Annotated in this window: 16 protein-coding genes; all 16 read left to right on the forward strand. The window is 45.3% G+C overall.

Features of this window, described 5'->3' with window-relative positions; genetic code table 11:
- Positions 1-12 precede the first annotated feature (12 nt).
- Entirely contained in the window at positions 13-540 is a 528-nt protein-coding gene (locus ACP5L5_RS09150; protein WP_428763245.1) for a MogA/MoaB family molybdenum cofactor biosynthesis protein, read from the forward strand.
- Positions 541-630: 90 nt separating this feature from the next.
- Positions 631-996: a hypothetical protein gene (locus tag ACP5L5_RS09155; protein ID WP_428763247.1), complete on the forward strand. Its 366-nt coding sequence runs from the start codon at positions 631-633 to the stop codon at positions 994-996.
- Between the two features lie 52 nt (positions 997-1,048).
- Positions 1,049-1,381, forward strand: coding sequence for an MFS transporter (locus ACP5L5_RS09160; protein ID WP_428763249.1), 333 nt, complete (start codon positions 1,049-1,051; stop codon positions 1,379-1,381).
- A complete protein-coding gene (locus ACP5L5_RS09165; protein ID WP_428763251.1) occupies positions 1,351-1,797 on the forward strand; it encodes a hypothetical protein in 447 nt (148 codons plus the stop codon). Before ACP5L5_RS09160 ends, ACP5L5_RS09165 begins: the two co-directional genes overlap by 31 nt.
- Positions 1,798-1,850: 53 nt before the next feature.
- Positions 1,851-1,979, forward strand: a complete 129-nt coding sequence (locus tag ACP5L5_RS09170) for a hypothetical protein (protein WP_428763253.1) — start codon at positions 1,851-1,853, stop codon at positions 1,977-1,979.
- A 46-nt stretch (positions 1,980-2,025) separates the two neighbouring features.
- Positions 2,026-2,472 carry a CoxG family protein gene (locus tag ACP5L5_RS09175; protein WP_013604918.1) on the forward strand — a complete coding sequence of 149 codons (447 nt, stop codon included), beginning with the start codon at positions 2,026-2,028 and terminating at the stop codon, positions 2,470-2,472.
- Between the two features lie 73 nt (positions 2,473-2,545).
- Positions 2,546-3,880: a translation elongation factor EF-1 subunit alpha gene (gene tuf / locus ACP5L5_RS09180; protein WP_013604917.1), complete on the forward strand. Its 1,335-nt coding sequence runs from the start codon at positions 2,546-2,548 to the stop codon at positions 3,878-3,880.
- Positions 3,881-3,886: 6 nt separating this feature from the next.
- Positions 3,887-4,198 (forward strand): 30S ribosomal protein S10, encoded by a 312-nt coding sequence (gene rpsJ, locus ACP5L5_RS09185; protein WP_013604916.1) that lies wholly within the window; start codon positions 3,887-3,889, stop codon positions 4,196-4,198.
- 302 nt (positions 4,199-4,500) lie between these two features.
- On the forward strand, positions 4,501-5,745 hold the full coding sequence (locus ACP5L5_RS09190) for a M16 family metallopeptidase (protein ID WP_428763256.1): 1,245 nt from the start codon (positions 4,501-4,503) through the stop codon (positions 5,743-5,745).
- Complete coding sequence (locus ACP5L5_RS09195) at positions 5,745-6,860, forward strand: M16 family metallopeptidase (protein WP_428763258.1); 1,116 nt, start codon at positions 5,745-5,747, stop codon at positions 6,858-6,860. The genes ACP5L5_RS09190 and ACP5L5_RS09195 overlap by 1 nt, the downstream gene beginning before the upstream one ends.
- Before the next feature lie 99 nt (positions 6,861-6,959).
- Entirely contained in the window at positions 6,960-8,132 is a 1,173-nt protein-coding gene (locus ACP5L5_RS09200) for an argininosuccinate synthase (protein ID WP_428763269.1), read from the forward strand.
- Positions 8,133-8,302: 170 nt separating this feature from the next.
- The gene (locus tag ACP5L5_RS09205) at positions 8,303-9,160 is read left to right on the forward strand and encodes an ATP-binding cassette domain-containing protein (protein ID WP_428763260.1); all 858 of its coding nucleotides are present in this window, start codon (positions 8,303-8,305) and stop codon (positions 9,158-9,160) included.
- Positions 9,147-9,887, forward strand: coding sequence for an ABC transporter permease (locus ACP5L5_RS09210; RefSeq protein WP_428763262.1), 741 nt, complete (start codon positions 9,147-9,149; stop codon positions 9,885-9,887). The genes ACP5L5_RS09205 and ACP5L5_RS09210 overlap by 14 nt, the downstream gene beginning before the upstream one ends.
- Positions 9,888-9,973: 86 nt before the next feature.
- Positions 9,974-10,198: an ArsR/SmtB family transcription factor gene (locus ACP5L5_RS09215; protein WP_428763270.1), complete on the forward strand. Its 225-nt coding sequence runs from the start codon at positions 9,974-9,976 to the stop codon at positions 10,196-10,198.
- A gap of 65 nt (positions 10,199-10,263) precedes the next feature.
- Complete coding sequence (locus tag ACP5L5_RS09220) at positions 10,264-10,536, forward strand: hypothetical protein (protein ID WP_428763263.1); 273 nt, start codon at positions 10,264-10,266, stop codon at positions 10,534-10,536.
- Positions 10,537-10,651: 115 nt separating this feature from the next.
- On the forward strand, positions 10,652-11,099 hold a 448-nt coding region (locus ACP5L5_RS09225; RefSeq protein WP_428763265.1), incomplete at its 3' end, for a hypothetical protein.

Below are 11,099 nucleotides of genomic sequence, written 5' to 3' on the forward strand. Positions count from 1 at the left end.
ATACTCTTCTTAATGAGTGTGCCAAGGACAATGCATAGGGAGGCTGGTCCTAAGACGGCTAATTTCTTCGTGATAACTGTGTCTACGTCACGATACAACGCTAAGGTGAGTGGTCAGCCATACACGGATGAGTCAGGGAACCTCGCCGAGTCCATGCTTAGGCAGGCTGGGCATAGGGTTGTTGGTAGTGAGTTGATTAAGGATGACCTTGTCATGATACGTTCACTCGTTGACTCCCTCCTCCTTCGTGATGATGTTGACGTGATAGTGCTCACCGGTGGTACTGGTCTCGCCAGGAGTGACGTTACAATAGAGGCCGTTAGGCCACTCTTTGAGAAGGAGCTTGAGGGATTCGGTGAGTTATTTAGGCAGGTCAGTTATCAGAAGATTGGTACCGGGGTCATAATGACGAGGGCTACGGCTGGGGTCACCAGGGGCAAGTTAATAGTGGCACTACCCGGCTCACCAGACGGCGTTAGGACTGGACTTGAAATAATACTTCAGGAACTACCCCACATACTTTACATAATTCGGTCATGATTAGAGCATTCACTATATTATAATTAAATTAAAATGCATATTTTGCACCAATTCTCATTAATTTTAACGCCTTAATGCATTAGCTCATTAATGGTACCGTTACTAGCCATAGTGCCACTGGCGGGTTCAGGATTGATGATATATTATACGTATGAGAATGTCAAATACGTGAATGCGTGCTTACCTGGCATATTTCATTGCGATAGGTTTAATTTCATAGTGCCGAGGAGGACTAGGTTATTGCTATCCATCGGGGCCGTCATCGCCCTATTCCTAACAGGACTCTTAATAATAATGAACGCATTAATGATTGCACTGGCCCTATCAATCATTGGGCTAATAATTGGCGTTTACGGCATATACCTACAGGTAAGCCACAATGCCTATTGCATGTATTGCCTAACCACAGACGTTATTTTATTATTGACCGCCCTATTATTAATAATAAATCCGTGATTGCTTAACCATAAATATTCAAGAATCCAAATGCATAGGTGGAATTAGATGCATGAGAAATCTAGTGGTGGCGTTGTTTAGTGTGGTGGGTACGGTATCAATTTGGTTCAACTTCCTAGCCTATAATGTTATTACATCAATATTCGTGGCATTCATTGCAAGACCCATCGGAGCCTACGTCTTTGGCTTAATCGGTGATAAGCACTCAAGCAAGTCATCATTGGCGCTAACCCTAATCGTCATGGGCATCTCAACAATGTTAATATCGACGATCGAGAAGACGTGGTATGCAACGTATGAATTATTAATGCTCAGGATAGCTCAGGGATTAGCTCTTGGCGGTGAGTGGGCCTTATGGTTATTCAATGGCGATTGGCATTATTGACGGGGTCGTTATTAAGTCTTTTATCGGCGGTCGTAATCTTAACGCTTGCTCAGGGTGCCAGGCCCATTAATTGGAGGTTCGCTTTCCGTATTGAGGATGTTAAGAAGGTCATTAGGGCCATTGGGGTTAAGTTCGGTGAGAGTTCAGGCTTCTATGCATACACCTCCGTAATTCTCATATACTTCAATGCGCATGAGGTTCCCGACCTAATAATTACGTCCACGATATCCCTACTAATCTTCACATTAATAGTGTCAGCCGTCATGACCAGGGTGAAGCCTACCAAGGTGTTGATGCTTAGTTATGTGATTTTCTCGCTAATAAATGCGTTCATGTTCAGGATAAACCCATTACTACTCTTCGCACTCTTCGGTATGGCCGACGCAATAGCATACACACCGCAATCACTTACCTAGTATCACTATTTAGAGGCGATATTAAGCATGTTGGTGCTGGCGTCTCGTACCACGTGGCCAGTTCATTGGGTGGTTTAATGACTTACTTAATATCAATGTATGGCCTTAAGGCAGGGCTTATAGCAACACCGGCCCTGCTCTTCATGTCCTGCATAGCCTCGATGATGGCCTTGTTGATATAGAGACATTGGAATTACTTATAAATGAGTCTGCACTGAATTAATTCGTATGGCGAGGGTTCACTATGATGGTTCCTTCGAGGTTGATAAGCCTAGGGATGTGGTCTATAACTTTCTCATTGACCCGAGGAACATAGCCTCGATAATACCTGGTGTCGAGTCCGTTGACGTTATTGACCCGGACAATTTCAAGGTCAAGGCTAGCATGGGTGTTGGGGCCATTAAGGGCACGATAAATATAACCGCCAAATTCGCCGAGAAGAGGCCGCCGGAGAGCGCCAAAGTCATTGGTAGGGGAACTGGCATGCAGAGTACTATGGACTTCGAGATAGGCTTTAGGCTTGAGGAGCCAAGTCCAGGTAAGACAAAGGTTAATTGGTACTTCGACGGGAGCATAGGCGGTTTAATAGGGTCAATGGGGGCCAGGGTATTAGACCCAGTGGCCCAGAGGATAGTCCAAGACAGTGTGGAAAAACTAAGGCAGAGACTCTCGTGATGACCTTGTCCATGTCGGTGATCGAAACCCAAAAACTTATTAATTTTTATTTCACAGCTCCGTCTTGATAGGTATGAGCCTAATACTGAAGCCTAAGGAGTCGGCTTTACAGAAGCCACACCTTAACCTAGCGGTTATAGGGCATGTGGACCATGGCAAATCAACACTGGTAGGCCACCTGCTGGTAGCCACTGGCTATGTTGATGAGAAGGGATTCAAGGAGCTTGAGGAGCAGGCAAAGAAGATGGGTAAGGAGGACTTCGTCTATGCCTGGGTAACCGATAGACTTAGGGAGGAGAGGGAGAGGGGTGTCACGATTGAGGCGATGCACGTAGGTTTCGAGACGCCCAAGTACTTCATAACAATCATAGACCTGCCAGGCCACAGGGACTTCGTCAAGAACATGATAGTTGGTGCAAGCCAGGCAGATGCTGCCATGCTCGTTGTATCAGCAAGACCTGGTGAGTTCGAGACAGGCATTGGCCCACAGGGCCAGACCAGGGAGCACCTATTCCTAGCCGCTACGTTGGGTATTAGGCAGGTAATTGTGGCTGTTAACAAGATGGATGTTGTTAATTATGACCAGAAGAGGTATGAGCAGATCAAGGCCGAGATTGGTAAGTTCATGAAGTTGCTAGGCTACGATCCCTCAAAGGTTCCCTTCATACCAGTCAGTGCATTGAGGGGTGATAATATAAAGGAGAAGAGTAGTAACATGCCTTGGTACAACGGACCAACCCTAATAGAGGCACTGGATGCGTTACAACCGCCGCCAAGGCCTACTGATAAGCCATTCAGGTTACCAATACAGGACGTATACACAATAACTGGAGCTGGTACGGTAGTTGTTGGTAGGATTGAGACTGGCGTGCTGAAGGTTGGTGATAGGATTGTTGTAATGCCACCTGCCAAGGTTGGCGATGTTAGGAGTATTGAGACGCACCACATGAAGCTTGAGCAAGCTCAGCCGGGAGACAACGTTGGTATTAACGTTAGGGGCATTGAGAAGGATGATGTGAAGAGGGGCGACGTAATGGGTCACCTAGCTAACCCACCAACGGTTGCTGAGGAGATTGTGGCGAGACTAGCTGTTCTATGGCACCCAACGGCAATAGGCCCTGGCTACACACCGGTACTTCACGTACACACAGCAACAGTGCCGACACAAATAATTGAGTTAATTGCTAAGTTAGATCCAAGGACTGGTCAGACCGTGGAGCAGAAGCCGCAGTTCATTAAGCAGGGTGATGTTGCTATCGTTAGGCTAAAACCACTTAAGGATGTGGTTGTTGAGAAGTTCAGCGACTTCCCAGGGCTTGGTAGGTTCGCCCTAAGGGATATGGGTAGGACAATAGCCGCTGGGCAGATAATCGAGATTAAGCCTAAGAAGATTGAAATTAAGGTGTGATGATTAATGCCGAGAAAGGCGCGAATACGCATATGGGGAACAGACAGTAAGCAGGTTGATGACCTAGCCAGTGAAATAGTCGGCATAGCCAAGAAGCTCGGTGTTAAGGTTTCAGGACCAATACCACTACCCAGGAAGAGACTCCTGGTAACTGTGAGAAGAGCACCGAGTGGTCAGGGATACCACACGTTTGATCATTGGGAAATGAGGATTTACAAGCGATTAATAGATATGGATGCTGACGAGAGGGCCATTAGGCAATTAATGAGGATGAGGGTTCCCGAAAACATAAAAATAGAGATAGAACTAGTTGATTAGCATTTTCTCCTCAGGAACACCTAACTTCTCCAAATTCAAACCCGACCAAACCATATTCATTCAATTATTGCAAGACCATTCATAACTCAGCTCTCAGCCTCTCATCATTTAACGCAGGGAAACATATTCAGTGGGCTCTAAACTCGTCACTAACTCATCCATTTATTATATGGTAAAAAGCCTTTCCCTGGTTCATAAAGAATCAAGGGTGAATAAGTAAACCTATTAACGCTTCATTGTTTTGTTGGCTCGATATTCATTACTCGCAATACTTTTATTGATACTTACCTTATTGCCCTTTGATGGTGAGCCTATCAAGGCTGAGCAATGGATTAACAGTAATTGTACACCACATGCCTATTGACGTTGCCGCGATCTATGTCTTCTACAACGTAGGCGCCAAGAACGAGTACCCCGGCATATTCGGAGGCTCACACCTAGTGGAGCACATGCTCTTCAGGAAGATCGAAGGGTTAAGGGGTAGCGTGGACGAACTCGTTGAGGGGGTTGGCGGCTACTTTAATGGATTTACGAACTACGACTATACGGTCTACGTCGAAGTACTATCCGCGGAATATGCCGAGTTGGGCTTTGAGATCGAGAGTAAGAGGATGACCAATGCGGTGTTTGACCCAAGCGAATTCGAGTTGGAGAGGAAGATTGTACTCAGTGAATTTGACATGAATGAGAACGACCCAGACTTTAGGCTTGTGTATAGGGCATCGATGATTGCCTGGGACGTACACCCATATAGGTACGCAGTCGCTGGATTGAGAAGTGACCTAAACAGGGTGTCTAGGGATGAGTTGTTTAGGTATTATAGGCGTTATTACAACCCTGGTAATGCCGTGCTGGTCGTGGTTGGTGGATTAGGTGAGGATAAGGCCGTTGAGTTAGCCAATAAGTACTTCGGCAGTATAGAACCTGGTGGTGAATCGGGAGTTATTAAGCCCTGGGATGATGGATTACAGGGTAGGGTTAGGGTTGAGTTAAAGGCATTGAGTGGCGAGACGCCCAGGTTATTAATCGCGTTTAAAGTCCCTGGAGCGCACGACATTGATGGCTTAAGGAAGACAATTTTAGCGGACTTCATAATTTCCGGCGATAGGGCATTCACCTATGGCTTAACGAGTAGGGAACCCATGGCGGTTCCGAGATCCTCAAGGCTTTATAGGCTTGTTGAGGAGGGCCTTGGCGATGCAGTCTATAGCTATTACGAGGTTACTTACATGAACAACCTATACTCAATAATAATATATAACGTCAAGGATCCGGATAGGGCAATTATGAGGGTTGAGGAGTTAATAGCGGAGAGACCTAGTGAGGATGAGCTGGGCTTTGCCAGGGAGAGGATAATGGCTAGGCTTGTCTTCTCCACGGACTCGCCAAGTAAGTTAGCCCAGATTTACGGCTTATCACAATTATTCATGGGTGATCCAGGTAGGTTAATATCCGTGATTGAGGACGCGACGAAATTGGGCACCAGCGAGTATATAGATTTCGTGAATAATTTATTAAATAGATCGATTTCAATCCTTTACAGGTGATGTCTATGGTGGCTAATAAATTATTCATTAGATCGCCTGTAAAGGACGTGGCCGTACTTGACATTAAGTTGAACCTAGGCTCACTGCAGGAGGCTTATCCTGGCATTGCGAATGTTTTAATACCACTATGGAGAATGAGTAATTATGCCAGGGAGTTGGAGAGAATTGGTGTTTCATTCTCCTTCGAGAAGGGGTTTGACGCGCTCACGCTTAGGGTTAAGGCTAGGTTCTCCGTCGTTAATAAGGCGGTGAAGCTGATAGAGGACATGTTCCTAAACCCGGTCATTGATAGGTTAAGTGATGCCATTAGGGAGGCGAGGACAAGTATAAGCATTAATAGGGAGGACACCTCGGTCAGGTCAGTGGCCGAGGCTCTGAAGGTGCTATTTAATGACCACCCATACTCTAGGCATCCCATTGCCTATGATTATAGCTTTGATGGTATAACAAAGGATGATATTAAGAGGGCTGTTGACGCTTTGAAGATCTTGTCATTGACTGTTGTTGCCCCTGAGGATATGGTAGATATTAACCTGCCATATGCAGGCTATGCCAAGGTGCCCATAAGTAGGTTTGGAAGTGGTAATGTCGATGTAAGGCTTGAGGGTAAGGTTCAGGCGACAATAACCATTGCCTACCCAAGCTACGGCATTTCGAATCTAGAGGGCTCCTTTAGGGTTACAGTGATGAATACCATACTCGGAGGTATGGGCTTAATATCGAGACTTTACAGGGAAGTTAGGGTGAAGAGGGGCCTTGCTTACTACGCGTACTCCATGTATTGGCCATTGGGTAGTTCGGGCGTACTTATTGCAATGGCTGGTGTGCGTAGGGAGGTCATTAAGGAGACTATCGATGTCATGCTTGGCACAATAGGTAATCAAGTGATTTCTGAGGAGGAATTGAATATGGCCATTAAGAATAGGATTGGTAGAATTAAGGTCACCGCCGAGTCACCAGAGGGTGTGGCAATGCTTTATTCGGTAATACCAACCTATGGCTTACCAGCTGATTACTATGAGAAGTTCATTAGCTACATAAGTGGGTTAAGGCCTGAGGATGTGTCAAGGGAGTTAAGGAATCTCTCGAAACCCGCCATCGCGGTGGTTGGTTAATTATATAATTATATAGGTTATTGAGGGTAAGGCTTATTAATACATAGGGTTTAGAGTGGTCGTGAATTCCCTAAACCGGTACTTAGGAAACCCAGTAAAATCGCACTCGCCTACTCAGGAGGTCTCGACACAACAGTAGCAATTCACTGGCTTAAGGAGAGGTTTGATGCAGAGATTATAACAGTCACGGTGGATGTTGGGCAGGATGATGATCTCAGGGACATTGAGGAGAGAGCATATAAGGCAGGTGCCCTTAAGCATTACACCATTGATGCTAAGAGGGAATTTGCCGAGGGTCCTGTGGCAATGGCGATAATGACTAATGCTCTCTATGAGGATAAGTACCCATTAGGTACGGCATTGGCTAGGCCATTAATTGCTGAGAAGGTCGTTGAGGTGGCCAGGAAGGAGGGCTGTGATGCCATTGCGCATGGATCCACGTCTAAAGGCAATGACCAGGTCAGGTTTAACGAGGCATTAATGGCCTTAGCGCCCGATCTCATGATTATTGAGCCAGCGAAGATTTGGAGTATGAATAGGGCCGAGGAGATTGAGTATGCAAGGAGGCATGGTATCCCAATACCAAACATACATAGTAGGTTTAGTATTGATGATAATCTGTGGTCGAGGAGTATAGAGGGTCATGAAATAGATGATCCTAACATCGAAGTTCCTGAAGATGCCTTTAAATGGACAGTACCATCTGAGAAGGTCAATGGTTCTCTCATACTTGAGATTGAGTTTAGAGAGGGATTGCCCGTGGCGGTTAATGGCGAGAAAATTGACCTGGTAAGCTTAATATCGCTGCTTAATAAGGTGGTTGGCGCACATGGTTTTGGCAGAATTGACCATATTGAGAATAGAGTTGTTGGTTTTAAGTCTAGGGAGGTCTATGAGGCTCCGGCTGCATTAACACTTATTGAGGCTCATAGGGACTTGGAGAAACTTGTCTATACACCACTTGAGTATAGGTTTAAGAAGATGATTGATCAGACCTGGACTGACCTGGTCTATAGCGGCTTATGGCATGAACCACTGCGTGAGGAGCTTGATGGTCTTATTAGGACCATGAACAGGTGGGTTAGTGGTATTGTTAAGGTTAAGATTTTCGGAGGCCTAACAATACTTGGCAGGGAAAGTCCATACACAAGTTATAGTAAGGACTTAGTCGACTACGTGGGCGGTTGGTACCCAAGTGAGGAAGAGGCGAGGGGCTTCATAAAGATGCATGTATTACATTCATTAACTGCGTATAGGGTAAGACATAGGTAATGAATTAATTATATTATGATATGCTTAAATAATTAAATCAATGTTTATATTTTTATTTTTCAAGCTTTTAATATTATAATATTAACTTAGTCTATATTTCTCATCAATCGATGAATCATGCTCATCTTGGATAGTAAAATTTAAAAATAAATCAGTATCAATTTTAACTGATGGTGAATCCAGGAAATGCGATAGTGAAAGTTGAGGGATTATGGAAGAGTTTCGGCAACCTGCTGGTTAATGAGGACATAAACATTAACGTTAATGAGGGTGAGTTAGTATCGATCCTAGGCCCAAATGGGGTAGGTAAAACAACGTTATTAAGGCAAATCTATGGTGAGTTAAGGCCAGATAGAGGTAAGGTATCCATAATGGGTATGGACTCCGGCAAGGCTAAGAGGAGTGGATTAATGAGCGTGGTTCCCCAGGAGGCTTTACCATTCAACCTACTTAAGGTTAGGGAGCATGTGGAGATGCTCATTAGGCTGAGGGGTATTCCAAAGGCTAAGGCTGGGGAGTGCGCTGAGGATGCTATCGATGTGGTTGGTCTAAGGGGTTATGAAGGGAAGCTTATTGATGATTTATCAGGTGGTATGAAGAGGTTAGTCCTAGTGGCCTCAGCCATAGCGTGTAAACCTAAGTTAATAATTCTTGATGAGCCTACAGTGGGTATTGATGCCCAGAATAGGAGGAACATATGGGATGCCATTAGGAAGGCTAGGGATGATGGTTCATCAATAATCTTAACCACGCACTATATCCATGAAGCTGAGGAGTTGAGCAATAGAGTTTACTTAATGAGAAGGAGGATACTAATGGAGGGCTCGCCCAGTGAGCTCAGGAAGAAGCTGCCCTGGGTTGAGGTAAGAAGTGATGATTTAGGAATTTCAATAAAAGTTGGTTGGGATGAGGCCGTTGAGGTTATTAATGACTTAGTTAGGAGGAGAGTTAGGTTTGAGGTTAAGGAGCCGTCCCTTGAGGATGTCTTTATCCAGGTCTTTGACGGTGATAACAATGAGACTGAGTAATACCATCACAATGGCTAAGTACTTAGTGCTTAGTAGCCGTAATTGGATATACGTATCCATAGGATTCACCTTAATATTTCCCATACTCTGGCTAACGCTCCTGAAAATTGTTGGTAATCCCCAGTACTTTAGTTACTTCATTGTTGGTACTGTGGTTAATACGAGCTTCCTAATACCATTCATAGGAACCTCCCAGGACATTGCCTACCTCAGGCGTGGCTCAACCATATACTCGCTCCTATTCTCTAATGGTGCTGATCACTGGGATATTGCGTTGGGCTACTTCATTCAGTTAGTCTTATATGATATACCGTCAGTCGTATCTTTACTCGTACTGTCAGTGGTAATTATGAGTATGCATTATGGTTTAGCCCAGTTGTTGGTAGCAACAATGACGGCCTTAATAATAGCCCTATCATCGGCATTACTTGGTTATGCCCTCGGCATCGGCATTAAAAACTATAGAGTGGTTAATCAAGTTTCCCAGATAATTCCATGGCCGCTCCTACTGTTGGCGCCTGTATATTACCCAATTGCAGTATTACCTGGATTACTTAAGTATGTGAGCCTAGCCCTACCAACAACCTACATGGCTTTTGCCATGAATGGTGCCCTTAATCTCAGCATTACCTATCTAGTCAAGGGTTTACTAGGGATATTGCTTTATTCCTTAGCGTCAGTCTTAATAGTTAGGTATGCTATAGTTAGGGGTGAGGTGAATGGTTGATTTTAAAAGTGAGTTCCCTGGAGGACCTGGTGAAGATTGGGAGGGCCTTAGCCAACCCATTGAGGGTGCGAATACTCCTGCTATTGGTGGAGAGACCCACCTTTATCCAGGACATAGCCCAAAGCCTACATATACCCTACGCCCTAGCCCACATGCACCTGAAGGTTTTGGAGGAGGCTGGGTTGGTGGAGGGTACGTACGTGGTGGAGGAGAAGCCGAAGCCACACCTAAGGAAGGTTTACAGGGTGAGGGATTTCAGACTAGTCATAGACAGGGAGTTACTGGAGGAAATAGCGAGGCGCTCCAAATAAGGATTCCCTACTCATCAATAGCGATCATGCTTATATCCGGGTTAATAATAGGCGCTGGAGTCCCAGTGGCAATCTTCTACATGGCCTTCAAGGCCGGTTCCTGGCCGTTCCTGGTGGTTGCGGCGATATTGGGTGCCTTAGCCATATTCTGGGGTGCAGTCATGGCCATAGTGGCCTTCGTACCTGTGCTTGACAGTGTGGATGAGCAGGCCAGGGCTATGGCTGATCAATTAAACACGTATAGGGCGTTTATTAGGAGCCTACTTGAGGAGCTTGACGAGGTCAACGGAATACTTAGGGAGATTAGGGATGAGTTAAAGAAGGTGAGTGAGGGATGAGTGAGTTGAAGTATGCTAGCGCCAGTGATGAGGAGGTTATGGAGAAGATTAGGGAGAGGATTAAGGAGACGAAGCAGTTACTGAGTGAGATAAGGGATATGCTGAAGGTGAGGTGATGGCTGAGAAGTTCGATAAATACTATGAATACTTCAGTAAATCCTCAGGGAGGACTGCAATGAAGGCTAGATCGATTAATCTGGGCATAATAAAGATAAACCTTGGTGGTGGTTCATCCATAGAATTGAGCATTAGAGGTAGGGGCAGGGCGTCACTGACCTCAGGGATTATGGAGGGTGAGAATATAAGTGCTGAGGGCTTACCCAGTGGTGTTAGGGTTGTTAAGGGTAAGCACGTCAGTATTAGGAATAGTAGTCTTGATGTGGTTGAGGGTGATGAAGTAACATTAACCAATGTCAATGTTAAGAAGGTAGTTGGTAGACGTGTGACTATAGTGAATAGCGACGTGGAGTCGGTCGAGGCTGAGGAGGCTAAGTTCGTAAATACTGACGCCGTTAAGGTTACGGTGACGAGGGGTGAGTTCGTAAACTCCAACATAGATACCC

The organism is Vulcanisaeta sp. (genome assembly GCF_049966235.1).
Lineage (GTDB): Archaea > Thermoproteota > Thermoprotei > Thermoproteales > Thermocladiaceae > Vulcanisaeta > Vulcanisaeta moutnovskia.

Bases quoted from the DNA above. Each gene is read 5' to 3' on its own strand.
- ACP5L5_RS09205 (WP_428763260.1), top strand. From the start codon at position 8,303: ATGGTGAATCCAGGAAATGCGATAGTGAAAGTTGAGGGATTATGGAAG.
- tuf (WP_013604917.1), top strand. From the start codon at position 2,546: ATGAGCCTAATACTGAAGCCTAAGGAGTCGGCTTTACAGAAGCCACAC.
- ACP5L5_RS09210 (WP_428763262.1), top strand. From the start codon at position 9,147: ATGAGACTGAGTAATACCATCACAATGGCTAAGTACTTAGTGCTTAGT.
- ACP5L5_RS09150 (WP_428763245.1), top strand. From the start codon at position 13: ATGAGTGTGCCAAGGACAATGCATAGGGAGGCTGGTCCTAAGACGGCT.
- ACP5L5_RS09160 (WP_428763249.1), top strand. From the start codon at position 1,049: ATGAGAAATCTAGTGGTGGCGTTGTTTAGTGTGGTGGGTACGGTATCA.
- rpsJ (WP_013604916.1), top strand. From the start codon at position 3,887: ATGCCGAGAAAGGCGCGAATACGCATATGGGGAACAGACAGTAAGCAG.
- ACP5L5_RS09165 (WP_428763251.1), top strand. From the start codon at position 1,351: ATGGTTATTCAATGGCGATTGGCATTATTGACGGGGTCGTTATTAAGT.
- ACP5L5_RS09155 (WP_428763247.1), top strand. From the start codon at position 631: ATGGTACCGTTACTAGCCATAGTGCCACTGGCGGGTTCAGGATTGATG.
- ACP5L5_RS09190 (WP_428763256.1), top strand. From the start codon at position 4,501: ATGGTGAGCCTATCAAGGCTGAGCAATGGATTAACAGTAATTGTACAC.
- ACP5L5_RS09195 (WP_428763258.1), top strand. From the start codon at position 5,745: ATGTCTATGGTGGCTAATAAATTATTCATTAGATCGCCTGTAAAGGAC.
- ACP5L5_RS09175 (WP_013604918.1), top strand. From the start codon at position 2,026: ATGGCGAGGGTTCACTATGATGGTTCCTTCGAGGTTGATAAGCCTAGG.